Raw genomic sequence first — 21,458 nt, 5'->3', positions numbered from 1 at the left:
CGAAGCCCGAGGGATATCATGACATTTTCGATCACGACCTGGAATATCAACTCCGTGCGGCTGCGCATGCCGATCGTCCAGCAGTTCCTCGTCCGCTACAAGCCGGACATTCTCTGCCTGCAGGAAATCAAGTGCCAGGAGCCGGAATTCCCGCTGCAGCCGCTGAAGGACCTCGGTTACCAGCACATCATCATCCACGGCCAGAAGGGTTATCACGGCGTTGCCATAGCTTCGAAGGTGCCGCTCCTCGAAGACCATCGCCAGAACTACTGCAATGTCGGCGATGCCCGGCACATCTCGGCGATCTTCGAGCGCGGCTCGCGGCGGATCCGCCTGCATAATTTCTATGTGCCCGCCGGCGGCGACGAGCCGGACCGGACGATCAACCCGAAATTCGGCCACAAGCTCGATTTCGTCGAGGAGATGAAGGCATTGAAGGCGGATGCCATGCCCGGCATTTCGTCGATCCTCGTCGGCGATCTCAACATCGCGCCGCTGGAGCACGACGTCTGGTCACACAAGCAACTCCTGAAGATCGTCAGCCACACGCCTGTCGAGACCGAGGGCATGAAGGAGATCATCGCCAAGGGCGGCTGGCTCGACCTGATGCGCCAGCACACACCGGAGCCGGAGAAGATCTATACGTGGTGGAGCTACCGTGCCAAGGACTGGGAAGCGGCGAACAAGGGCCGTCGCCTCGACCATATCTGGTCCTCGCCCGACCTCGGGCCGTTCCTCGACCGCATCGACGTGCTGAAGGAAGCCCGCGGCTGGAACCAGCCTTCGGACCACGTGCCGGTGACGGCGGTGTTCAAGTTCTGACGCAAACGTCGCAGGTTGCATCTGGATCCTCGGGTCGAGCCCGAGGATGACGAAAACAGAGGGCGTGCCGTGCTGTCAGTTCCGCCTGATGAGCATCAAGGTCGTCATCCTCGGGCTCGACCCGAGGATCCAGACACGAGGCTCGACGATCGAGGGCAAAGCTTCTTCGGAGCCTCAGGCAAACCGGTCCTGCATCGCTGCTGCCGCCTTGGCGAGGCCGGCGATATTGTCGCGGATGCGGTTCTCGATCACCCGGCCGACCTGGGGATATTCCTCCAGCAGGCGGTGGAATAGCGAGCGGCTGATCTTCAGGGCCTCGGAGTCCTCGATCGCCACGGCGGTGAACTTTCGCTCCACCATGGTCACGAGCGCCAACTCCGACAGCAGCGTACCGGGACCGACCGTCGCTTCCACCTTCATCTCGCCACTGCGGTCCGCCATCAGCAGTTCGAAGCGACCCCTTGCGACGATGAAGGCCGATTCCGCCGGGGATTTCTCCCGAAACAGCTGCTGGCCGGTCGTCACCTGCCGCCGCTCGGCACCGAAGGCGACGAGGCGCAGCTGGTCGTCGTTCATGTCCCGGAACAGCGGGACCTGCGAAAGCAGGCGAATATCTTCGGTCAGCGACATCAGGGCTCTTTACGGTACGATCTTGTAGCCGCCGTTTTCGGTGACCAGGATTTCGGCGCTCGACGGATCGCGCTCGATCTTCTGGCGAAGACGGTAGACATGGGTTTCCAGCGTATGCGTAGTGACGCCGGAATTATAGCCCCAGACTTCCTCCAGCAGCACGTCCCGGGTCACCACCTTTTGGCCGGCGCGATAGAGGTAGCGGATGATCGCCGCTTCCTTTTCGGTCAGGCGGATCTTCTTGCCGTCCTCGGTGGTCAGCAGCTTCTGGCTCGGCTTGAAGAGATACGGGCCGACCGTGAAGGTGGCGTCCTCGCTCTGCTCGTACTGGCGAAGCTGGGCACGGATGCGGGCGAGCAGCACGGCGAAGCGGAAGGGCTTCGTCACATAGTCGTTGGCGCCGGCTTCGAGGCCGAGAATGGTGTCGGAATCGGTGTCGTGGCCGGTCAGCATGATGATCGGGGCCTTGAAGCCGTTCTTGCGCAGCAGTTTCACCGCCTCGCGGCCGTCCATGTCCGGCAGGCCGACATCCATGATCAGCAGGTCGATCTGGGCATTCTTGGCGGTCTGCAGCGCCTTGGCCGCATTCGCCTCCTGGAGGATTGCGAACTCTTCGTAAAACGACAACTGCTCGACGAGCGTCTCGCGCAGATCATCGTCGTCGTCCACCAGGAGTATCGTGCGCGCTGCCATGCGTTCTTGCCTTTCGTCTCGCCGTTGCGTCCAGACTGCTGTTGCAGCCAATCGAAGCGCATTTAGGGCTCCTCGATCTAAATCCCTACAGCATCGACCCAAAAATCGGAATCGATTTTCGGAAAGTACGATGTTTCGATTCAATATGCGCAGCGCTTTAGTGTGCTATGAATTCAAACGAAATCATATTCAAAGCAAAACCTTGTGAGAGAAATGCAGCGTTTTCGCGGGGGAAATCACAAAAAGACTGCCGTCGTCACCGTTCGGACCGCGCCGCGCGACCGGCGTCGGGCGATCGTCTCCTTCGGCGGTATCACCGTGCCGGCGGCGCTCGGGCGATCCGGCACCTCTCCCTTCAAGCGGGAAGGGGATGGTGCAACGCCGATCGCGCCGATGCGCCTCCTCAAGGGCTATGTCCGTGGGGACCGCGTGACGCTGCCCCCGACGCCGCTTTCGATCGCGCGCATCGATAAAGACCTGCTGTGGTGCGACCAGCCGGAGCACCCGTCGTACAATCGCCCGGTGAGGGCACCCTTCGGGCCTAGTCATGAAGAGATGATGCGAGCCGACGGGCTCTACGATATCTGCCTCGTGCTCGACTGGAACGTCACCTCGCGAGCTCGCAACCGCGGGTCGGCGATCTTCCTCCACCTGATCAAGCCCGGCTACCAGCCGACCGCCGGCTGCATCGCCGTCAGTCTTCCCGACATGAAACGGCTGATCCGCTTCATGCGCAAGGGTACGGTAGTGAGGGTGTTCGGCTAAGGTATGAAACGAAAATGCCCGGCGCTGAGGCCGGGCATCTCGAAGTCAGAATTGAAAGACGTTTACTTCCACTCGCGAATGTCGACGAAGTGGCCCGCGACCGCGGCTGCGGCGGCCATCGCCGGCGAGACGAGATGCGTGCGGCCCTTGTAACCCTGGCGGCCCTCGAAATTGCGGTTCGAGGTGGAAGCGCAGCGCTCGCCCGGCTTCAGGCGGTCGTCGTTCATCGCCAGGCACATCGAACAGCCGGGCTCGCGCCATTCGAAACCGGCATCCTTGAAGATCTTGTCGAGACCTTCTGCTTCCGCCTGTTCCTTGACGATGCCCGAGCCCGGGACGACCATGGCGGACACGGTCGATGCGACGGCGCGGCCTTCGACCACCTTGGCGGCAGCACGCAGGTCTTCGATGCGGCCGTTGGTGCAGGAGCCGATGAAGACGCGGTCGATGGCGATATCGGTGATCTTGGTGCCGGGCTTCAGGCCCATATAGTCCAGAGCGCGCCATTTCGAGGTGCGCTTGGTTTCGTCCTGGATATCGTCCGGGTTCGGAACGGAGCCTTCGACCGAGATCACGTCTTCCGGTGAGGAGCCCCAGGAGACGATCGGCGGCAGGTTGGCGGCGTCGAGCACGACGACTTTGTCGAAATGCGCGCCTTCGTCCGTCTGCAGCGTCTTCCAGTAGCCGAGCGCCATGTCCCAGGCCTTGCCCTTCGGGGCGCGCGGTTTGTCCTTGATATACTCGAAGGTCTTTTCGTCCGGCGCGATCAGGCCGGCGCGGGCGCCGCCTTCGATCGTCATGTTGCAGACCGTCATGCGGCCTTCCATGGAGAGCGCGCGGATCGCCTCACCGGCGAACTCGATGACATGGCCCGTGCCGCCGGCGGTGCCGATCTCGCCGATGATGGCAAGGATGATGTCCTTGGCGGTGACGCCCGGCGGCAACTGGCCGTCGACGCGCACCAGCATGTTCTTCGCCTTCTTCTGCACCAGCGTCTGGGTGGCGAGCACATGCTCGACCTCAGACGTACCGATGCCGTGCGCCAGCGCGCCGAAAGCGCCGTGGGTGGAGGTGTGGCTGTCGCCGCAGACAATGGTCATGCCCGGCAGGGTAAAACCCTGTTCGGGGCCGACGATGTGGACGATGCCCTGGCGGACGTCCTTTTCCGAATAATATTCGACGCCGAAGTCGCGGGCGTTCTGGGCAAGCGCTTCCACCTGGATGCGGCTTTCCTCGTTCTTGATGCCTTCGTGGCGGTCGGCCGTGGTCGGGACGTTATGGTCCACGACGGCGAGCGTCTTTTCCGGTGCGCGGACCTTGCGGCCGGCGATGCGCAGGCCCTCGAAAGCCTGCGGCGACGTCACCTCGTGAACGAGGTGACGGTCGATGTAGAGAAGACAGGTGTGGTTCTCGTCCTCGGAAACGACGTGGTCGTCCCAGATCTTGTCGTAAAGGGTGCGGGGTGCGCTCATGGCTGCTGTCCGTATAACTGACTGAAACTGGAAATGGGTGTCCGGCAGCACAGGGCTGCCTCAAGCTGAGGAAAGTCAGCTAAGTCGGTCGCAAAGCGCCCCGGATACCCGCGCGAAAAACCGTGCCGGCAGACGTTTGTGGTCCTGCAGCACGACGATATGGTTCGCGAGGCATCCGAATTTCGATCCCATGGCGGCTGGAATACCAGTTTCCGAAGAAATCGGCAATCGAATTGCGTTGCGGGAAATCTGTCGCATCTCTGTCATAAAGCTTTCGCGGAAACGTGGTTGATCTCAGTTTCCATAACGGAGGAATGCCAAGATGTCCGAACCCATGCAAGACCAGCTCAGCCGCATCAAGGAAGAGATCGCCGACAGCTTCGATGAAGAGCTGGAAATGCAGATGGAAGAGGACCGGCTCGACGAGCTGGTCGCCGAGGGCATGTCCGAGCCCGCCGAGGCGACGATCGACCGCCGGATCTATTTCCGCGAACTGTTCCGCCTCCAGCACGAACTGGTCCGCCTGCAGGACTGGGTGCAGTACAAGAAGCTGAAGATGGTCGTGCTGTTCGAAGGCCGCGACTCGGCGGGCAAGGGCGGCGCCATCAAGCGCGTCACCCAGCGCCTCAATCCGCGTGTCGCCCGCGTCGTCGCGCTGCCGGCGCCGACCGAGCGCGAACAGAACCAGTGGTATTTCCAGCGCTACGTCCCGCACCTGCCGACCGCCGGCGAAATGGTGATGTTCGACCGCTCCTGGTACAACCGCGCCGGCGTCGAGCGGGTCATGGGCTTCTGCACCAAGGACGAGCTGGAAGAGTTCTTCCGCTCGGTGCCTGAATTCGAACGCATGCTGGTCCGCTCGGGCATCATCCTCGTCAAATACTGGTTCTCGATTACCGATGAGGAGCAGGAATTCCGCTTCAAGATGCGCATCCACGATCCGCTGAAACAGTGGAAGCTGTCGCCGATGGACCTCGAAAGCCGCGTCCACTGGGAAGAATATACCAAGGCCAAGGAAGAGATGCTCCAGCGCACCCACATTCCGGAAGCGCCGTGGTGGGTGGTGCAGGCCGTCGACAAGAAGAAGGCGCGGCTCAACATGATCTCCCATCTTCTCGCCCAGGTGCCTTACGAGACCGTGCCGAAGGAGCAGATCGACCTGCCGGGCCGCATCCGGAACGACGACTACATCCGCCATCCGGTGCCGGCGGATATGTACGTTCCGGAAGTGTACTGATATCCGCTGCGCCCTGCCGTCGTTGACGCTGCGGGGCGCTCGGCAGAGCCTGAAACGGCGAGGCGGCCTTCGGGCCGCCTTTTGCGTTACCGCTCTGTCCTTTTCCGCAAACGTGCTTCGAGGCCGCGCAGGGCCAGCGACAGGCCGATCGTCAGCAGCAGGTAGATATAGGTGACGATCGAATAGGTCTCGAAGAAGCGGAAGGAGCCGGCCGCGTAGACCTTGGCCATCTGGGTGATGTCGGCGACGCCGAGTACCGAGACGAGCGAACTGTCCTTCACCATCGAGACGAAGTCGTTGGAAAGCGGCGGCAGGATCACCCGCATCGCCTGGGGGAAGACGATCAGCCGGAAACGCTGCCAGCGACTGAGGCCCAGCGCCTTCGCCGCCTCGATCTGGCCGATGTCGACGGCCTGGAATCCGGCGCGAAAGATTTCGGCGATGAAGGCGGCATAACCGATCGTCAGGGCAATGATCGCCCGCCAGAGCAGCGAGACATCGCGCACCAGAAGCGCCTGGCTCCAGCCGCGCTCGATCAGCGGCGACACTACCCAGTTATAGAACGTCACGAAAGCCGGTGCGCCGACGAAGGCGATGTAGAAGAGCAGGACGAGGATCGGGATGCCGCGGATGAGCTCGATATAGAAACGCGCCGCCTGCCTCAGCACGACATTGCCGGAAAGCCCTGCAAGCGCGATGCCGAGCCCCAGCAGCGTCGCCAGGAGAAAGGCTGCCAGCGTCACGCCGACCGTGATGCCGATGCCCCTGGCGACGACATTGAAGACCTGGGAATAAAGGTCGTTGAGGGCGATGACTGCCGCCAGGCCGAGGCAAAGTATCGCGAAGGCGACCAGCCACCAGGGGAAATCCTGTGGCTGTGACGTTCTGCGACGCGAAGGCGCCATGCCTCTACTGGCCCATCTTGTAATCGAGGAACCACTTCTTGTTCAGCGCATCGAGCGTGCCGTCAGCCTTCAGCGCGGCGATCGCCGCGTTGACCGGCGAGACAAGATCAGATCCCTTCTTGAAGATGAAGCCGAAATCCTCGGTGCCGAGCGGCTCGCCGATCAGCTTCAGGGTACCACCGGAGGCCTTGACGTAACCGTCGCCGGCGGTGCTGTCGGTCAGCACCAGATCGACATCTCCCGCCTTCAACGCCTGCACGGTCGCACCGAAGGTTTCGAACAGCTTGATCCGCGGGTTCTGCTCGTTGCCGTCGAGGATTTCGTAGACCGCCGTGTAGAACGGGCTTGTTCCCGGTTGGGCGCCGATCAGTCCGGTCGTCAGGACGGCAAAACTCTTTGCGTCGGCGAAGCGTTTTTCATCGCCGCGCACCAGCATCAGCTGCTGTGAGCGCATATAGGGATCGGAGAAGTCGACCTTCTGTTTACGATCATCCTTGATGGTGATGCCGGTCATGCCGATGTCGTATTGCCCGTCGGAAACGGCCTGGATCATCGCGTCCCAGCTGGTGTTCTGGTATTCGAGCTTGAAGTTCAGCCGCCTGGCGATCTCGTTCATCGCATCATATTCCCAGCCGATCGCCTTGCCGCTCTTCGGATCGACGAATTGCAGCGGCGGATAGGCGTTTTCCGTCACCACCACGACGGTTCGGCCGCCGAGATCGGGAAGATCGATGGCAAGGCTCGGGGAGGGGGCAAGAAAGAGTGCGGCAAGGCCGGCAATAACGGTGCGGCGGAAAGGCATCAGGACACTCCCGTAAAATGAGAACCGCATTCGACTCTCACGAAACCGGCTCAGATGACAAGCGGCGAAATCGGGTGCGGGGCATCAACTTTCCCGTGCTCCGGAACAAAGCGGCGCATGCCGCCTTTACGAGGCAGCGAAGGTTCCAGTGCGTTCAAGAGCATCAAGCCGCCGGAGGATATGTCTATGGTTTCCGAACAGCAACTGATCTCCAAGATCACCTGGCGGCTGATGCCGTTTCTCGGGGTTCTTTATCTCATCGCCTATATCGACCGCCAGAATGTCAGCTTCGCCAAGCTCGACATGGTATCCGCACTTGGCATGAGCGAATATGCCTACGGGCTCGGCGCGTCCCTGTTCTTCATCGGTTATTTCCTCTTCGAAGTGCCGAGCAACCTGTTTCTCACGCGGTTCGGCGCCAGCCGCTGGTTCGCCCGCATCATGATCTCCTGGGGCATCGTCACCATCGCGCTCGCCTACACCCAGAACGCTACGATGTTCTACATCCTGCGTTTCCTGCTCGGTGTGTGCGAAGCCGGGTTCTTTCCGGGCGTCCTCTATCTTCTGACCCTCTGGTTCCCGGAGGATTATCGCGGGCGCATGGTCGGGCTGTTCATGATCTTCAGCGCTCTTGCCAATGCGGTCGGCGCTCCGCTCGGCGGCACGCTGCTCGATCTCGACGGGCTTCTCGGTCTTGCCGGCTGGGAATGGGTTTTCCTTGCGACCGGGGTGCCGGCCGTCATCGCTGGCATCGTCACGCTCTTTTATCTCGACGATACGCCGGAAAAGGCGAAGTTCCTGAACGACGAGGAAAAGAAGTGGCTGCATGATCGGCTTGCCCGGGAGAAATCGGGTATGGACGAGCATTCCGACAACGGCTTCAAAGCGCTCCTGAACCCTCGGGTTCTCGTCATGGCGCTGTGCTATATCGGGTTTCCGCTTGCCGCCTATGGCCTGAGCTATTGGCTGCCGACCATCGTCAAGGGTTTTGGCGTTTCAAACACCGCCAATGGTTTTATCAATATCATTCCGTGGGTGATCGTCGCCGTCGCGCTCTGGGCGGTACCGGCAGCCGCCGACAAGGTGGCCAGGAAGACGCCCTATATCGTCATTCCGGCCTTCGTCGGGGCAATCAGCCTTGCCCTGTCGGCGATCTTCGCCAATCCGACGCTGCAGTTCGTCTTCCTCTGCGTTGCTGCCGCGGGCATCTTCGCCGGGCAGCCGGTATTCTGGAGCCTGCCGTCGCGCTTCCTGAAAGGTGCGGGTGCTGCGGCCGGCATCGCGGCCATCAACTCCGTCGGCAATCTCGGTGGCTTCATCGCGCAGAACGTGGTGCCCTGGATCAAGGATCAGACCGGCAGCAATATCCTGCCGATGTTCTTCCTGGCGGTCTGCCTTGCCGTCGCCGGTGTCCTCGTCATCATCGTGGGGCGAATGTTGGCGGCGAGACAGGCGATCTCCGTCTGACCGGACATTACTGCCATTGGTTCCCTCCGCGGAACCAATGGCGGCAAAACTGCCTGCTTCCGCCTCATCGGCGTTTCTCCTATGTCTTTTGGCACGCCAGATCAAAACGCTTGGAGAATGTCGATGATACGAATCTTTAAACATGCCGCTCTGGGTTTGGCTCTGTTCGGGGCCGCGATGGGCACGCTTATCGCGCCCTCGCTGGCACAGGAGCCGGTGCTGGCCGCCCCGGACAAAGACGCGCTTTTCACCAGCACGGACCCCAAGCTGCATGCAAACAAGCAGGTTGTCTACGGCATCGTCCGTGACCTGCTGGAAGCCAATCAGTGGGACAAGGCCGATCAGTATCTCACGGAACGTTACATCCAGCACAACCCGAATGCCGCGTCAGGACGCGAGGGGGTGGTACGCTATTTCATCGACGTCCTGAAGCGGAAGCCGAGCCCCATTCCGACCAAGATAAAAACGCCGGTCGCCTTTGTCACAGCGGAAGGCGATCTGGTGACCGTGGGGACGGTGCGCGAAATGAAAGATCCTCGCGATCCTTCGAAGAGCTATACCAGCACCTGGTACGACACATGGCGTATCGTCAACGGCAAGGCCGACGAACACTGGGATTCGGCCGTCAGGAATTAAACCTGTATCGCGCAACAAAAAAGGCGGCTCGAAGGCCGCCTTTTCCGTATTCGATATGAAAAGCTTATTCGGCAGTCGCTTCAGCAGCCTTGGCGGCTTCTGCGGCTTCAGCAGCTTCTGCTGCGGCCTTTGCTTCAGCGGCTTCCGCTGCTGCCTTTTCGGCGGCGAGAGCCTGGGCTGCTGCAACCTTCTCGGCTTCGATACGTGCCTTCTCTTCGGCAACGGCCTGACGCTCGGCGTCGTTCAGCTTGCGGGCGCGAACGCCGGTGTCTTCAACGATACGAGCCGACTTGCCGCGACGATCGCGCAGGTAATAGAGCTTGGCGCGACGGACCTTACCGCGGCGAACGATTTCGACGCTCTCGACCATCGGCGAGTAGATCGGGAATACGCGCTCGACGCCTTCGCCGTAGGAGATCTTGCGAACGGTGAAGCTTTCGTTGATGCCGCCGCCGGAACGGGCGATGCAGACGCCTTCATAGGCCTGTACGCGGGTACGGGTGCCTTCCGTGACCTTCACGTTGACGCGGACGGTGTCGCCAGCGGAAAATTCCGGAAGCGTGCGCTTGGCTGCAATCTTGGCGGCCTGTTCGGCTTCCAATTCCTGGATGATATTCATCGTCTCAAACCTTTGGTTCTTCTGAAACAGCCAGAGCGCTCGGATATATCCCTTTGGTCAAAGCCTCGGGGATTTGCCTTTTCGGCAGAGCGGATTCACCATTCTTTGTTGCTGGTCGACGGGATATTTCCCATTTCCGGCTGGGCCAATACACCAAAGACATGGGTTTGTCATCCCGTTGATTGCGATTTTATGACGAAAAAGCCCGCTATTGCCGGGTTTCGCCGAAGCGGCTATCTGATGGCCAGGGATGAGGAAACATCAATGACAATCACAATGATAGCTCTGCTCGCCGCGGCGGGCTTCCTGTCCGGCGCGGTCAACGCGATCGCCGGCGGCGGGACCTTTCTGACCTTCGGGGCGATGACGCTTGCCGGAGTTCCGCCGATCCTCGCCAATGCGACGTCCTCGATCGTCCAGTTTCCGGGCTACGTTACTTCGACGATCGCCTATTGGGACGAGATTTCCAGCCGCTGGCGCAGCGCGCTGGTGCTTGCGCTGGTTTCGGTGGTCGGCGCCGTTGCCGGTGCTTTCCTGCTGCTGTCGCTCGACAATCCGTCCTTCCGCGCGCTGGTGCCCTGGCTGCTGGCGGCGGCGACCGCTGTGTTTGCGGCAGGTCCCTGGCTCAAGCCAAGAGCATCCGCGGAGCGCCCAGCGGGTTCGCCCGGTTCCGTCATCGCCCAGTTTCTGACAGCTATCTACGGCGGGTTCTTCGGCGCCGGCATGGGCATCATGATGCTCGCCGTGCTTGGCGTCACCACCGGCGGCAGCTATCACCATCTCAACGCACTCAAGAACATGCTGGCGATCCTGATCGCGGCCGTCGCCATCGTCGTCTTCGTCGTCGGCGGCGTCATCGCCTGGCCGGAAGCGATCGTGATGATCCCGGCAGGCGCGCTGGGCGGTTATGCCGGCGTGTGGATGGCGCGGCGGGTGCCGCAGGCAGTGCTGCGCTGGTGCGTGGTGGCCGTCGGAGTGGGGCTGACGATCTATTATTTCGTGACCGGCTGAGCGGCGCTCCCTCACCCGGCCTCCGCTACGCTCGGCCACCCTCTCCCCGAGGGGAGAGGAGGGAATAGCGAAGTGGCGGCACCAATATCTTCTCCCCTCGGGGAGAAGGTGCCCGAAGGGCGGATGAGGGGGCTGCTTTGGCCTATAACAAATCCGGCCGCCGCTCCGCCGTCAGCTTCTTTGCTTCTTCCAGCCGCCATTTCTCGATCGCCGCATGATTGCCGGAGGTCAGCACTGCCGGGATCTCCCGGCCCTCGAACACCTGCGGCCTGGTATAATGCGGGTGTTCGAGCAGCCCGTTCTCGAAGCTTTCATGGGTGCCGGACAGCGCATTACCCATGACGCCCGGCAGGATGCGCACCACCGCGTCGAGCAGCGTCAGCGCCGCCGGCTCGCCGCCGGAGAGAACGTAGTCGCCGATCGACACCTCTTCGAGATCGCGGGCATCGATCACCCGCTGGTCGACGCCTTCGAACCGGCCGCAGATGATCACCACGCCATCGCCGGCCGCCAGCTCGCGTACCCTCTCCTGCGTCAGTGGTTTTCCGCGCGGGCTCATCAGCAGGCGCGGGCGCACCGGAGCCAAATCGCCATTTTCAGAGATGCTGTCGATCGCCTTGGCCAGAATATCCGGCTTCAGCACCATGCCGGCGCCGCCGCCGGCCGGCGTGTCGTCGACGGTGCGGTGCCGGTCCTCGGCAAAATCGCGGATCTGCACTGTGTCGAGCGACCATTGTCCGCGCTCCAGCGCCTTGCCGGCGAGCGAAAAGGCCAGATGACCCGGAAACATTTCCGGATAGAGCGTCAGAATGGTGGCGCGAAACGTCATCGCGCCTACTTGCCTTTTTTTGGGAAACCCGGCGCGGCGCCGTCGTCTTCCGGGTTCTCGGCAAGGCCTGCGGCCTGCGGATCGATGAGGATCTTGCGGCCTTCGAGATCGATTTCCAGCACCGCAGCCTCTGAGAAGGGGATGAGGGTAGGGCGGCGGCCGGGGCCTTTCAGCTCCAGCAGATCGCCGGCGCCGAAATCATAGACCGCGCTCACCGTGCCGTAGCTCTTGCCGTCCTGATCGACCGCTTCGAGGCCTTCGAGGTCCGCATAATAGAATTCGTCTTCCTCAAGTTCGTCGTCGGGCAGGTTGTCGCGCTCGATGAAGAGTTCGAGGCCGGCCAGCGCCTCGGCCGCATTGCGGTCGTTGATGCCGCGGAAGCGGACGATCGCGATGTTCTTCGCCTCGCGGATTTCGAGGATCTCGAAAATCCGGCCGTCCTCGCTGTGCAGGTTGCCGTATTCGCCGAGCGCCGTCGCATCGGCCGTATACGTGCGCACCCGCACCTCGCCTCTCAAGCCTTGGGCGGCGCCGATGGTCGCCATCAAAATGGGGTTCTCGAGCTTGGTCATGCGGGTCGTGATCTCGGTTGCCGTGCGCTCATTTAAGCGCTGCGCGATTAAAAGCAAACAGCAAAACGGGCAGCGCGTTGCCGCGCCACCCGTCGATTGCGAAGAATTTTTGCGAAGCTTATGCTTCGGCGGCGGCAGCCGCTGCGTCTTCAGCCTTCTGGGCCCGTTCCTTGACGCGTTCCTGGGCCTTCTTGCCCGGCAGTGCCTTTTCCGGGTTGTTCTTGGCAGCGCGCTGGGCAAGGCCGGCTTCCGCGAGGAAACGCAGAACGCGGTCGGTCGGCTGGGCGCCGTTGTCGATCCAATGCTGGATGCGCTCGGCGTTCAGTTCAACGCGCTTGGCATCGTCCTTGGCGAGCATCGGGTTCCAGGAACCGAGCTTTTCGAGGAAGCGGCCGTCGCGGGGCGAACGGGCGTCGGCAACGACGACGGTGTAATACGGACGCTTCTTGGAGCCGCCGCGGGCGAGACGAATTTTCAGGGCCATTTCATTTACTCCTAGGTTTTCTGGCCGCCGTCAGGCGGGCCGGGTTCTTCTTGAGGCCGCCATCAGGCGGGCTGGTTCAGGCTGTTTTCGTGCCGACGTGTTCGGCGGCGATGGCTTCATGATGCCGGATGACTTCCTTGATGACGAAGTTCAGGAACTTCTCGGCGAAATCCGGGTCCAGATGCGCTTCTTTCGCCAGGCGGCGAAGACGCTCGATCTGGAATTCTTCGCGCGCCGGGTCGGCCGGCGGCAAATCGTATTGGGCTTTGAGGACGCCCACTTCCTTGGTGCAGCGAAAACGCTCCGCCAGCATGTGCACGAGCGCCGCGTCGATGTTGTCGATCGACTGGCGATAGCTTGCAAGTTTCGCTTTGACCTCGGGGTCAACCATTGGCGTGTCCTCCCTCACTTCTTCTTGGGCAGGCCCGGTAGACCGGGAAAACCGCCGCCGAGGCCGGGTAGCTTGGCGCCACCGAGACCCGGCATGCCGCCGCCCGGAAGTCCAGGCATGGAGCCGGGCTTCAGGCCCGCTGCCTCTGCCTGCTTCTGCAGCGCTTCGAGCTGTTTCGGATCGAGCTTGGAAAGGTCGGGCATGCCGCCCATTCCACCCATTCCTCCGCCCAGGCCGCCCCCCATGCCACCAAGACCCATCTTGGAGGCAAGGCCGCCCATCATCTGCTTCATCATGCCGCCTTTGCCCTTGCCGCCCATCATTTTCATCATGTCGGCCATCTGGCGGTGCATCTTGAGCAGCTTGTTGATTTCGGCGGCATCCGTGCCCGAGCCGGCGGCGATGCGCTTCTTGCGGCTGTGCTTCAGCATGTCCGGATTGGCACGCTCGGCTTTGGTCATCGACTGGATGATGGCGATATGGCGGGCGAACGTCTTGTCGCTCATGCCGGCGGCCGAAAGCTTGTCCTTCATGCCGCTCATGCCGGGCATCAGCCCCATGATGCCGCCCATGCCGCCGAGCGACTGCATCTGCTTCAGCTGTTCGGCGAGATCGTTCAGGTCGAACTTGCCCTTGGCCATCTTTTCGGCCATGGCGCGCGCCTTGTCGGCGTCGATATTCTCCGCGGCCTTCTCGACCAGCGAGACGATGTCGCCCATGCCGAGAATGCGGTCGGCGATGCGGCGGGGATGGAATTCCTCCATCTCCGTCATCTTTTCGCCGGTGCCGATCAGCTTGATCGGTTTGCCGGTGACGGCGCGCATCGAAAGGGCCGCGCCACCGCGGCCGTCGCCATCCATGCGGGTTAGCACGAGGCCGGTAATGCCGACGCGTTCGTCGAAATTGCGGGCGAGGTTGACGGCGTCCTGGCCGGTGAGACTATCGGCGACCAGCAGGATTTCATGCGGGTTGGAGCGGCGCTTGATCTCGGCCATCTCCGCCATCAGCGGCTCGTCGATATGGGTGCGGCCGGCGGTGTCGAGGATGACCACGTCATGGCCGCCGAGCTTGGCCGCCTGCACGGCGCGGGCTGCGATCTCGGTCGGCGACTGGCCGGCGATGATCGGCAGCGTGTCGACGCCGGTCTGTACGCCGAGCTGGCGAAGCTGTTCCTGGGCGGCCGGGCGGCGCGTGTCGAGCGATGCCATCAGCACCTTCTTGCGCTCGCGATCGGTCAGCCGCTTGGCGATTTTGCCCGTCGTCGTCGTCTTGCCGGAGCCCTGCAGGCCGACCATCATGATCACGACCGGGGCGACCGCATGCAGGTCGATGCCGACCCCTTCGGAGCCGAGCATCTCGATCAGCTCGTCATGGACGATCTTGACGACCATCTGGCCGGGCTTGATCGACTTCAGAACTTCGGCGCCGACCGCCTTTTCGCGCACCTTGTCGGTAAACGAACGCACGACTTCCAGCGCCACGTCTGCTTCCAGCAGGGCACGGCGAACCTCGCGCAGAGCGGCGGACACATCCGCTTCGCTCAATGCGCCACGGCCGGTCAGTCCACTCAAGATGGAGCCAAGACGGTCCTGGAGGCTTTCGAACATCGTTTCTTCCTTCTCGCGTTTCGGGATCACCGAAACGTCGGGTTCTCATCCGCCAAAAACAAGAGACAAAGCCAAAAAGCACCCGAGGGCGCAACGCGCTGTCGGGTGTTGACCTCCGGGCTCAGTAAAATCGGCCCCGGTCGGCGGCTCCAAGTCGTAACTTGTCAGCAGATGGGCGGGCTTAAACAGCAAGCGGCCGGGAAAGTCAAGGCTGGCGCGTCGGCTTGTGCCTCGCGCTTGCAGGGATATTCAATTGCTTTATATTGAATATTCAAACCTGCGGATGGTAGCCATGTCCCTTTATATACGCGACGCCAAAGTGAATGAACTCGCTGAAGAAGTTATGCGCCGGCTTGGTACGAAAACCAAGACGGAAGCCGTGCGGGTCGCGCTGGAGAACGAGTTGAAGCGGGCCGATAAAGATATTCCGCTCGCGGAGCGGGTCAAAAAATACCAGCGCCAGATTGCCGAACTTGGTCCGCGCGACCCGAATTTCGATGAAAAGGCCTTTATGGACGAGATGTGGGAGTATTGATGTTTCTCGATGCTTCCGCAATCGTTGCAATCCTACAAGAAGAGGACGCGGGAGCGTCTTTGCTCGATCGTATAGAGGCTGCGGAAGGTCCGGTTTACTATTCCTCGCTTGCCGTCTTTGAGGCGGTCGTCGCTTTGTCGCGCCAAAGGAAGATAGAGACGCTTGGCGAGCACACATCAACGCCGCCCGATCTCATTGCGAAGACGGAAATTTCTGTCGAGGGCTTTTTGAATGAAATAGGCGCCATTGAAGTTGCTCTTCCTGCTGGGTTACATGCTGTCGCCCTCGAAGCCGCGCGTACTTATGGCCGGTTCGTCGGCCATCCCGCCAAACTGAACTTCGGCGATTGCTTCTCCTATGCTGCCGCGAAAACGCTTCGGTCGCCGCTACTGTTCGTCGGCAACGATTTTTCAAGGACGGACATAGAGGTCGCATAAATGTGTCCATTCCTTGCGCGCTCTCTTCCCACGTGAAAGCAGACGCTGATAGACATCTGCCATGAACCGACGAAAATTCCTGAAATGGTCCGGCATCGGTGCGATCACCGCCCTCGTGGGCGGGTTCGCGGCAAGGGGAGCCATGGTTGCCAACAAGTACTACTCCGGTCCGGCTTCCGATCATTTCGACGGAACGTATTTCTTCAATCCGGGTGGGGAGCAGCCGCGCGGCGGGCTTGACCTGCTGCGCTGGAAGCTCGGCGGCAACAACATCGCCTGGCCAGACAGCTTTCCGAGCCCATTTCCTCAGACCGTGCCGGAAACGCGGGTTTCGGGCGACCGGCTGACCGTCACCATGGTCGGGCATGCGGCGATGCTGATCCAGGTCGCCGGCCTCAACATCCTGACCGATCCGGTCTGGGACGATCGCGCCAGCCCGGTGCGTTTCGCCGGTCCGAAGCGGGTCAATCCGCCTGGTATCCGCGTCGGCGACCTGCCGCCGATCGATGTCGTGCTCGTCACACATAACCATTACGACCACATGGACCTCGAGACCCTGTGGGTGCTGCAGGGTCGAGACAAACCGCATTTCGTCACGCCGCTCGGCAATGACGCGCTCATCCGCTCGCGTATCGCGGATGCGAAGATCACGGTGATGGATTGGGGCGGCCGCGAGGAGATCGCCGCAGATATCGGTCCTGGCATCGTCCTGCATTGCGAGCCCTGCCATCACTGGTCGGCGCGCGGCGTAGGCGACCGGCGCATGGCGCTGTGGGCCGCCTTCGTTTTCGAAACTCCGGCCGGCAAGATCTACCATATCGGCGATACTGGCTTCCACCAGGGCATCAACTACCGCGCCGCGTGGCAAAAGCACGGAGCTTTCCGGCTCGCCAATCTGCCGTTCGGCGCCTACGAGCCGCGCTGGTTCATGCAGGCGCAGCATCAGAACCCGGACGAGGCGGTGGAGGGCATGCTTCTTTGCGATGCGGCTTTCGTGGCCGGCCATCATTGGGGCACGTTCAAGCTGACCGATGAAGGGATCGAACAGCCGCTGGCGGCGCTTCACGCCGCTCTCGATGCGCGCGGCGTTTCCCGGGAGCGCTTCCGGCCGATGCGGCCGGGCGAAGTCTTCGAAGTGCCGACAATTTCCGTCTGAGCACGCCGGAACTGTTGCGAAAACGCGACAGGCAGCCCCGAAGCGGCGGAAATTTCAGTCTCTGCCGCCGCCAATGCCTGGCTGCCCAACATGCTGATTTCACATTAAAACATGAGTATAATTGTCATCTTATCCGATGATCTTTGGATCCATTCCAAATCATTGATGTTGCGCCGCTTTTTAGGTGGCGCTAAACGCGGAGCCGTTGGTCGGGCAGGTTTCGGCCTTGGGGTTACGGACTTGGACATCAGCCTTATCGAGCAGTTGCAGCAGACCGAGGAGGGGAAGCTGCGGCGGTTCTTTCTTCGGCGCCTGCGCAACAGGGAGGATGCGGCGGACGCGACGCAGGAGACCTTTCTGCGGCTGCTGACGGCATCGCCGAAGGAGGATCTGCGCAATCCGCATGCCTATCTTTTCCAGGTCGCCCGGTCCGTTGCCCATGGCATTACCGCACGGCTGATGCGCGACAGCGCGCTTTTCGACGATGAGCTGGACCAGACACAGGTTGCCGACGAGGCGCCAGGCCCGGAGCGCGTGGTCGCTGCGCGCCAGCAGCTCGGGCTTCTGATCGAGACGATTTCCTCCCTGCCGCCGAAATGCCGGGTGGTGTTCGTGCTCAGCCGGCTCGAAGGACTTTCCAACGGAGAGATCGCAACCAAGCTCGGGATCTCCCGAAACATGGTTGAAAAACACATCATCCGTGCACTCATGGCTTGCCGTCAGGCCCGCCTTGCGGCATTGGCTCCCGCCGGGGGGATTGCGCATGACTAATGTTTCAGACAAGGCGCGTGAGGACGCCATTGCGGAGGAGGCGGCAGGCTGGGTCGCGCGGCTCGGCTCCCATGATGCGACCGATGCGGATCGTCGCCGCTTCGAATTCTGGAAAATACAGGATCCGGCTCACGCGGCTGCCTTTGAAGAGATGAGCTCTCTCTGGGGCGATCTCGCCGCGGTGCCGAAAACGGTCGCGCCGCGCCGGCGCCGGATGGTCGGGGGTGGCATTGCCGCACTGCTTCTTCTGATGGGCTGTCTTGGCATCATCGCCAGCGAGACCGGCCTCATCGCCCGGTATCGTTCGGATTTCTACACGCCGGTCGGCGTCATCCAGCGCATCGACCTCGATGACGGGTCGGTGGTGACGCTCAACACCGATAGCGCGATCAAGGTGCGATACGGCCAGACCGAACGCCGGATCGTGGTCCTGCGCGGCGAAGCATTTTTCGACGTCACCCCGAACCCGGCACGGCCTTTCGTCGTCAGCGGCGACGAAACCCAGGCGATCGCGCTCGGAACCCATTATGCGGTGCGGGTCGGCGAGCGCGACGAGGTGATGGTCGAGGAGGGGCATGTGGCGGTGACCGCCGGCTCCCAGCGTGCGGTGCTCGAAACCGGCGGCACCGCGCATCTCGGCGCCGATGGTCGCCTGACAACCGGCTCCGGCGATGTCGACGATCTGACGAGTTGGCGCAGCGGCAAGCTGGTCTTCTCCGGCCGTCCGCTCGGTGAGGTGCTCGGCCAGATCGGCCGTTACCAGCGGGGCCGCATCATGGTGCTCGACGACCAGGCCTCGCAGCTGCGGGTCAGCGGCGTGTTTGCCGTCACCGATCTCGACCAGGCTTTCGCGGCCCTGCAGGAGAGCCTGCCGATCCGCATCATCCGGGTTTCCGACTGGATCACGCTGGTCCGTTCGCGCTGAAGACAGCCCATCGGAAAATTGAGTATTAAAATCATCTTTTTTCGAAAACCGACGTCAGGAGTTGGAGCCCTCTTTCACTCATAACCACCAGGGGCCGCGATGAGAGCGGTCACGAGGTTCGAGTGCAGGGGGTTGAAATGAGTTTGAGGGGACCGCTTTTTTCGCGGCATGTCCGGATCGCGCTTGGCTGCGCATCCTGGCTGGGCGGCATGGCTCCGGCCACCGCTCAGCAGCCGGCGCAGGGCGTCCAGTCGCGGCAGGTCGCCGTTTCCATTCCCGCCGGGCCGCTTGAAAGCGCACTTCTCGCGCTCGGCCGCCAGACCGACCTGCGTCTCGTCTATCGCAGCGAAATCACTGCCGGAAAGACCACGGGCGGCGTGATCGGTTCGCTGACACCCTCTGCCGCCCTGTCGCGGCTGCTCTCCGGCACCGGCGTTTCCTTCCGGTCAAGCGGCGGCAATACGGTGACGCTTGAGGCTGCAACTGCGGGTTCGGCGGCCGCAGCGGCTGGTAGTGATCCCGATACGACGCTGGATCCGATTGTCCTGCGCGATGGCGACAATGGCCGCGCTGTCGACGCGCCTTACGAGACGCCGGGTTCGACGAGCTATATCTCGTCCGAGCAAATCCAACGCTTCCGCGGCTCGTCGGCCGGCGACCTGTTCAAGAACACGCCGGGCATCATCTCCGCCAACAACCACAGCAGCGGTTCCGTCAACGTCAACATTCGCGGCCTGCAGGGCCAGAACCGCGTTCGGGTTGCGATCGACGGTACGCAGCAGACGACGACCACCTGGCGCGGTTACGGCGGCGTCGATGACCGCACCTATATCGATCCGGACCTGATCGGCGGCGTCGGCATTTCCAAGGGACCGACGGGCGGCGCGGTGGGCGCCGGCGTCAATGGCGGCGTGGTGGAGATCACCACGCTGAAAGCCAAGGATATCGTCGAGGACGGCAAGCAATATGGCGGCCGCATCAAGATCGGTGCCCAGGACAACACGACGAAGGATTTTACGGTCAATTCCTACGACCAGCAGACGGATTCGGCTAAATTCTTCGATTTCACCAATGGCTCGGGCAGCTTTGCGCTCGGTACGGTGCAGGACAATTTCGATTTCGTCATCGCCGGTGCCCGCCGCTATCGCGGTAACTATTTCGCCGGCAAGCACGGCAAGAATTACTACGAGTTCCAAGGCCGCAATCAATTCCTCTCGCTCACCAAGCAGGGTGAGGAGGTCTTCAATTCGTCCAACGAATCCACCTCGTTTCTCGCCAAGGGTACGCTTCGCTTCGATGACGACCAGAGCCTGGAACTGGGCTATATCCGCTATGAAAGCCAGTTCGGCCAGATCATGACCTCGCTTCTGACCTCGGGCGACAACACATTCCGGCAGGCGCCGCTATCCGATGTCACGACCGACACGTTCACCAGCCGTTATCGCTACAATCCCAGCGACCTGATCGATCTCAAGGTCAATGCCTGGCTGAGCATCGTCGACCAGAACTCCATGTCGACGGGTTTCGGTATTTATCTTCCGCGATTCAACATCAAACCGGGTGACGATCCCCGCTACGCCATGACTCATACCTGGGGCGGCGACATTTCGAACACGAGCCTGTTGGACACCGAATACGGGCCCTTCAAGGCCAATTACGGTGTGTCCTACCTGCTCGAGGATATCGATTCCCGGCGCTATTACAGCCGCAGTCAGTCAAACAGCCCAGGGGTCAAGATGGATCCCAGTATGGGCAACCGGTCGATCGCCAGCGTGTTTACCGACGGCCAGTGGGAGGCGACAGACTGGCTGACCCTCAATGCCGGGCTGCGCTATGACGGTTACTGGATGAACGACAAGGGTATCGAATCCAGGACCGGTATCCGCCACAAGGAAGGTGGCCGGTTCAACCCGTCCGTCAGCGTCATCGTGGAGCCGATCGAAGGGCTGCAGTTCTACGCGCTTTATGCCGAAGGCATGCGCCCGCCGACCATGCGCGAAACGATGGGCAATGACGGTAACGTCATCCAGAACCCCTATCTGAAGCCCGAGGTCTCGAAGAACTGGGAAGTCGGCATCAACTACAGCAAGGATGGCCTGTTGCTCGCCGACGACGCGTTGCGCTTCAAGCTGTCCTATTTCAACAACAACTACACCGACTATATTTCTCGCGTACCGTCCAATGCGGGGCCGGGCCAGCCGGTCTTCACCTTCGACAATCTCAGGAGCACCCGGTTCTCCGGTATCGAAATCTCCGGCTCCTACGAGGCCGGCCTGTTCTTCAGCGAAGGATCGCTGACCAAGTACCTGAGCTACGAGTTCTGCCGCACTCTTTCCACCTGCTCGGACTCGACCGTGTCGATGGACTATGCCGCCAACCACATGCCGCCCGAGATCATGGCGAGCCTGACGCTCGGCATGCGGCTCTTCGACGACAGGCTGAGTTTAGGCACCCGCTTCACGCATGGCGGTGCGCGCCTGTCGCCGGTCACACAGGAAGCCCGGATGTATACGGGCATGTGGATTCCCTACACGACCGTCGATGCGTTCGCCACCTACAAGATCACCGACCACTTGACGTTCGATCTCCAGGCGGAGAACCTGACGGATCGATTTTACGTGGATGCGCTCGACGGGTTCACTCCCGCTCCCGGACGGACAATCCGGGCGTTCCTGACAGCCAAATTCTAAAA

23 protein-coding genes are annotated in these 21,458 nt (G+C 61.6%); 12 read left to right on the top strand and 11 right to left on the bottom strand.

Features of this window, described 5'->3' with window-relative positions; genetic code table 11:
* Positions 1-18: 18 nt before the first annotated feature.
* Positions 19-822, top strand: a complete 804-nt coding sequence (locus ACZ9IU_RS21005) for an exodeoxyribonuclease III (RefSeq protein ID WP_038546720.1) — start codon at positions 19-21, stop codon at positions 820-822.
* 174 nt (positions 823-996) lie between these two features.
* On the opposite strand, the gene ACZ9IU_RS21000 is transcribed toward ACZ9IU_RS21005, so the two are convergent.
* Positions 997-1,452: a cyclic nucleotide-binding domain-containing protein gene (locus ACZ9IU_RS21000; RefSeq protein WP_038546717.1), complete on the bottom strand. Its 456-nt coding sequence runs from the start codon at positions 1,450-1,452 to the stop codon at positions 997-999.
* Between the two features lie 9 nt (positions 1,453-1,461).
* The gene (locus tag ACZ9IU_RS20995) at positions 1,462-2,145 is read right to left on the bottom strand and encodes a response regulator transcription factor (RefSeq protein WP_007754919.1); all 684 of its coding nucleotides are present in this window, start codon (positions 2,143-2,145) and stop codon (positions 1,462-1,464) included.
* Positions 2,146-2,358: 213 nt separating this feature from the next.
* On the opposite strand from ACZ9IU_RS20995, the gene ACZ9IU_RS20990 reads away from it, so the two are divergent.
* Positions 2,359-2,910: a L,D-transpeptidase family protein gene (locus ACZ9IU_RS20990; RefSeq protein WP_038546711.1), complete on the top strand. Its 552-nt coding sequence runs from the start codon at positions 2,359-2,361 to the stop codon at positions 2,908-2,910.
* Between the two features lie 62 nt (positions 2,911-2,972).
* On the opposite strand, the gene leuC is transcribed toward ACZ9IU_RS20990, so the two are convergent.
* On the bottom strand, positions 2,973-4,382 hold the full coding sequence (gene leuC / locus ACZ9IU_RS20985) for a 3-isopropylmalate dehydratase large subunit (protein ID WP_038546709.1): 1,410 nt from the start codon (positions 4,380-4,382) through the stop codon (positions 2,973-2,975).
* A 322-nt stretch (positions 4,383-4,704) separates the two neighbouring features.
* Between leuC and ppk2 the strand changes: the two genes are divergently transcribed.
* Positions 4,705-5,619, top strand: coding sequence for a polyphosphate kinase 2 (ppk2, locus tag ACZ9IU_RS20980; RefSeq protein ID WP_038546706.1), 915 nt, complete (start codon positions 4,705-4,707; stop codon positions 5,617-5,619).
* An 86-nt stretch (positions 5,620-5,705) separates the two neighbouring features.
* Here the strand turns inward: ppk2 and ACZ9IU_RS20975 are convergent, their stop codons facing one another.
* Positions 5,706-6,524, bottom strand: coding sequence for an amino acid ABC transporter permease (locus ACZ9IU_RS20975; RefSeq protein WP_038546703.1), 819 nt, complete (start codon positions 6,522-6,524; stop codon positions 5,706-5,708).
* Positions 6,525-6,528: 4 nt separating this feature from the next.
* The gene (locus ACZ9IU_RS20970; RefSeq protein WP_038549793.1) at positions 6,529-7,326 is read right to left on the bottom strand and encodes a transporter substrate-binding domain-containing protein; all 798 of its coding nucleotides are present in this window, start codon (positions 7,324-7,326) and stop codon (positions 6,529-6,531) included.
* A gap of 186 nt (positions 7,327-7,512) precedes the next feature.
* Between ACZ9IU_RS20970 and ACZ9IU_RS20965 the strand changes: the two genes are divergently transcribed.
* Positions 7,513-8,793, top strand: coding sequence for an MFS transporter (locus ACZ9IU_RS20965; protein ID WP_038546700.1), 1,281 nt, complete (start codon positions 7,513-7,515; stop codon positions 8,791-8,793).
* Between the two features lie 123 nt (positions 8,794-8,916).
* Positions 8,917-9,429 (top strand): nuclear transport factor 2 family protein, encoded by a 513-nt coding sequence (locus ACZ9IU_RS20960; RefSeq protein WP_197569338.1) that lies wholly within the window; start codon positions 8,917-8,919, stop codon positions 9,427-9,429.
* Positions 9,430-9,493: 64 nt separating this feature from the next.
* Here the strand turns inward: ACZ9IU_RS20960 and rplS are convergent, their stop codons facing one another.
* On the bottom strand, positions 9,494-10,048 hold the full coding sequence (gene rplS, locus ACZ9IU_RS20955; protein ID WP_038546695.1) for a 50S ribosomal protein L19: 555 nt from the start codon (positions 10,046-10,048) through the stop codon (positions 9,494-9,496).
* Between the two features lie 264 nt (positions 10,049-10,312).
* Here rplS and ACZ9IU_RS20950 point away from each other — a divergent pair, with 264 nt between their 5' ends.
* The gene (locus ACZ9IU_RS20950; protein ID WP_038546691.1) at positions 10,313-11,059 is read left to right on the top strand and encodes a sulfite exporter TauE/SafE family protein; all 747 of its coding nucleotides are present in this window, start codon (positions 10,313-10,315) and stop codon (positions 11,057-11,059) included.
* Between the two features lie 142 nt (positions 11,060-11,201).
* On the opposite strand, the gene trmD is transcribed toward ACZ9IU_RS20950, so the two are convergent.
* The 5 genes from trmD to ffh all read right to left on the bottom strand — a co-directional run bounded on the left by trmD (position 11,202) and on the right by ffh (position 14,942).
* Positions 11,202-11,888, bottom strand: coding sequence for a tRNA (guanosine(37)-N1)-methyltransferase TrmD (trmD, locus tag ACZ9IU_RS20945; protein WP_038546689.1), 687 nt, complete (start codon positions 11,886-11,888; stop codon positions 11,202-11,204).
* 5 nt (positions 11,889-11,893) lie between these two features.
* Complete coding sequence (gene rimM, locus ACZ9IU_RS20940) at positions 11,894-12,460, bottom strand: ribosome maturation factor RimM (protein ID WP_038546686.1); 567 nt, start codon at positions 12,458-12,460, stop codon at positions 11,894-11,896.
* 118 nt (positions 12,461-12,578) lie between these two features.
* Positions 12,579-12,944 (bottom strand): 30S ribosomal protein S16, encoded by a 366-nt coding sequence (rpsP, locus tag ACZ9IU_RS20935; protein ID WP_038546684.1) that lies wholly within the window; start codon positions 12,942-12,944, stop codon positions 12,579-12,581.
* Between the two features lie 76 nt (positions 12,945-13,020).
* A complete protein-coding gene (locus ACZ9IU_RS20930) occupies positions 13,021-13,335 on the bottom strand; it encodes a chorismate mutase (RefSeq protein WP_038546681.1) in 315 nt (104 codons plus the stop codon).
* Positions 13,336-13,349: 14 nt separating this feature from the next.
* A complete protein-coding gene (ffh, locus tag ACZ9IU_RS20925) occupies positions 13,350-14,942 on the bottom strand; it encodes a signal recognition particle protein (RefSeq protein ID WP_038549791.1) in 1,593 nt (530 codons plus the stop codon).
* 253 nt (positions 14,943-15,195) lie between these two features.
* Here ffh and ACZ9IU_RS20920 point away from each other — a divergent pair, with 253 nt between their 5' ends.
* From ACZ9IU_RS20920 to ACZ9IU_RS20895, 6 genes are all read left to right on the top strand, one after another.
* Complete coding sequence (locus ACZ9IU_RS20920; protein WP_367396514.1) at positions 15,196-15,477, top strand: type II toxin-antitoxin system VapB family antitoxin; 282 nt, start codon at positions 15,196-15,198, stop codon at positions 15,475-15,477.
* Positions 15,477-15,914, top strand: a complete 438-nt coding sequence (locus ACZ9IU_RS20915) for a type II toxin-antitoxin system VapC family toxin (RefSeq protein ID WP_038546675.1) — start codon at positions 15,477-15,479, stop codon at positions 15,912-15,914. The genes ACZ9IU_RS20920 and ACZ9IU_RS20915 overlap by 1 nt, the downstream gene beginning before the upstream one ends.
* A 61-nt stretch (positions 15,915-15,975) precedes the next feature.
* Positions 15,976-17,070, top strand: coding sequence for an MBL fold metallo-hydrolase (locus ACZ9IU_RS20910; protein WP_038546673.1), 1,095 nt, complete (start codon positions 15,976-15,978; stop codon positions 17,068-17,070).
* Between the two features lie 165 nt (positions 17,071-17,235).
* Positions 17,236-17,841, top strand: a complete 606-nt coding sequence (locus tag ACZ9IU_RS20905) for an RNA polymerase sigma factor (RefSeq protein ID WP_244447447.1) — start codon at positions 17,236-17,238, stop codon at positions 17,839-17,841.
* Complete coding sequence (locus tag ACZ9IU_RS20900) at positions 17,834-18,766, top strand: FecR family protein (protein WP_038546670.1); 933 nt, start codon at positions 17,834-17,836, stop codon at positions 18,764-18,766. Before ACZ9IU_RS20905 ends, ACZ9IU_RS20900 begins: the two co-directional genes overlap by 8 nt.
* A gap of 137 nt (positions 18,767-18,903) precedes the next feature.
* The gene (locus tag ACZ9IU_RS20895; RefSeq protein WP_038546667.1) at positions 18,904-21,456 is read left to right on the top strand and encodes a TonB-dependent receptor; all 2,553 of its coding nucleotides are present in this window, start codon (positions 18,904-18,906) and stop codon (positions 21,454-21,456) included.
* Positions 21,457-21,458: the final 2 nt, after the last annotated feature.

It is taken from the genome of Mesorhizobium sp. USDA 4132 (assembly GCF_056279545.1).
This window is presented reverse-complemented; position numbering and strand designations above follow the sequence as displayed.

Excerpts from the sequence above, each read along its gene's own strand:
- ACZ9IU_RS20995 (WP_007754919.1), bottom strand. The coding sequence starts at position 2,145 with ATGGCAGCGCGCACGATACTCCTGGTGGACGACGACGATGATCTGCGC.
- trmD (WP_038546689.1), bottom strand. The coding sequence starts at position 11,888 with ATGACGTTTCGCGCCACCATTCTGACGCTCTATCCGGAAATGTTTCCG.
- rplS (WP_038546695.1), bottom strand. The coding sequence starts at position 10,048 with ATGAATATCATCCAGGAATTGGAAGCCGAACAGGCCGCCAAGATTGCA.
- ACZ9IU_RS20950 (WP_038546691.1), top strand. The coding sequence starts at position 10,313 with ATGACAATCACAATGATAGCTCTGCTCGCCGCGGCGGGCTTCCTGTCC.
- ACZ9IU_RS20990 (WP_038546711.1), top strand. The coding sequence starts at position 2,359 with ATGCAGCGTTTTCGCGGGGGAAATCACAAAAAGACTGCCGTCGTCACC.
- ACZ9IU_RS20910 (WP_038546673.1), top strand. The coding sequence starts at position 15,976 with ATGAACCGACGAAAATTCCTGAAATGGTCCGGCATCGGTGCGATCACC.
- ACZ9IU_RS21005 (WP_038546720.1), top strand. The coding sequence starts at position 19 with ATGACATTTTCGATCACGACCTGGAATATCAACTCCGTGCGGCTGCGC.
- ACZ9IU_RS20970 (WP_038549793.1), bottom strand. The coding sequence starts at position 7,326 with ATGCCTTTCCGCCGCACCGTTATTGCCGGCCTTGCCGCACTCTTTCTT.
- ACZ9IU_RS20900 (WP_038546670.1), top strand. The coding sequence starts at position 17,834 with ATGACTAATGTTTCAGACAAGGCGCGTGAGGACGCCATTGCGGAGGAG.
- ACZ9IU_RS20905 (WP_244447447.1), top strand. The coding sequence starts at position 17,236 with ATGTTGCGCCGCTTTTTAGGTGGCGCTAAACGCGGAGCCGTTGGTCGG.
- ACZ9IU_RS20965 (WP_038546700.1), top strand. The coding sequence starts at position 7,513 with ATGGTTTCCGAACAGCAACTGATCTCCAAGATCACCTGGCGGCTGATG.
- ACZ9IU_RS20975 (WP_038546703.1), bottom strand. The coding sequence starts at position 6,524 with ATGGCGCCTTCGCGTCGCAGAACGTCACAGCCACAGGATTTCCCCTGG.
- ACZ9IU_RS20895 (WP_038546667.1), top strand. The coding sequence starts at position 18,904 with ATGAGTTTGAGGGGACCGCTTTTTTCGCGGCATGTCCGGATCGCGCTT.
- ppk2 (WP_038546706.1), top strand. The coding sequence starts at position 4,705 with ATGTCCGAACCCATGCAAGACCAGCTCAGCCGCATCAAGGAAGAGATC.
- ACZ9IU_RS20915 (WP_038546675.1), top strand. The coding sequence starts at position 15,477 with ATGTTTCTCGATGCTTCCGCAATCGTTGCAATCCTACAAGAAGAGGAC.
- ACZ9IU_RS20930 (WP_038546681.1), bottom strand. The coding sequence starts at position 13,335 with ATGGTTGACCCCGAGGTCAAAGCGAAACTTGCAAGCTATCGCCAGTCG.
- ffh (WP_038549791.1), bottom strand. The coding sequence starts at position 14,942 with ATGTTCGAAAGCCTCCAGGACCGTCTTGGCTCCATCTTGAGTGGACTG.
- rimM (WP_038546686.1), bottom strand. The coding sequence starts at position 12,460 with ATGACCAAGCTCGAGAACCCCATTTTGATGGCGACCATCGGCGCCGCC.
- rpsP (WP_038546684.1), bottom strand. The coding sequence starts at position 12,944 with ATGGCCCTGAAAATTCGTCTCGCCCGCGGCGGCTCCAAGAAGCGTCCG.
- ACZ9IU_RS21000 (WP_038546717.1), bottom strand. The coding sequence starts at position 1,452 with ATGTCGCTGACCGAAGATATTCGCCTGCTTTCGCAGGTCCCGCTGTTC.
- leuC (WP_038546709.1), bottom strand. The coding sequence starts at position 4,382 with ATGAGCGCACCCCGCACCCTTTACGACAAGATCTGGGACGACCACGTC.
- ACZ9IU_RS20960 (WP_197569338.1), top strand. The coding sequence starts at position 8,917 with ATGATACGAATCTTTAAACATGCCGCTCTGGGTTTGGCTCTGTTCGGG.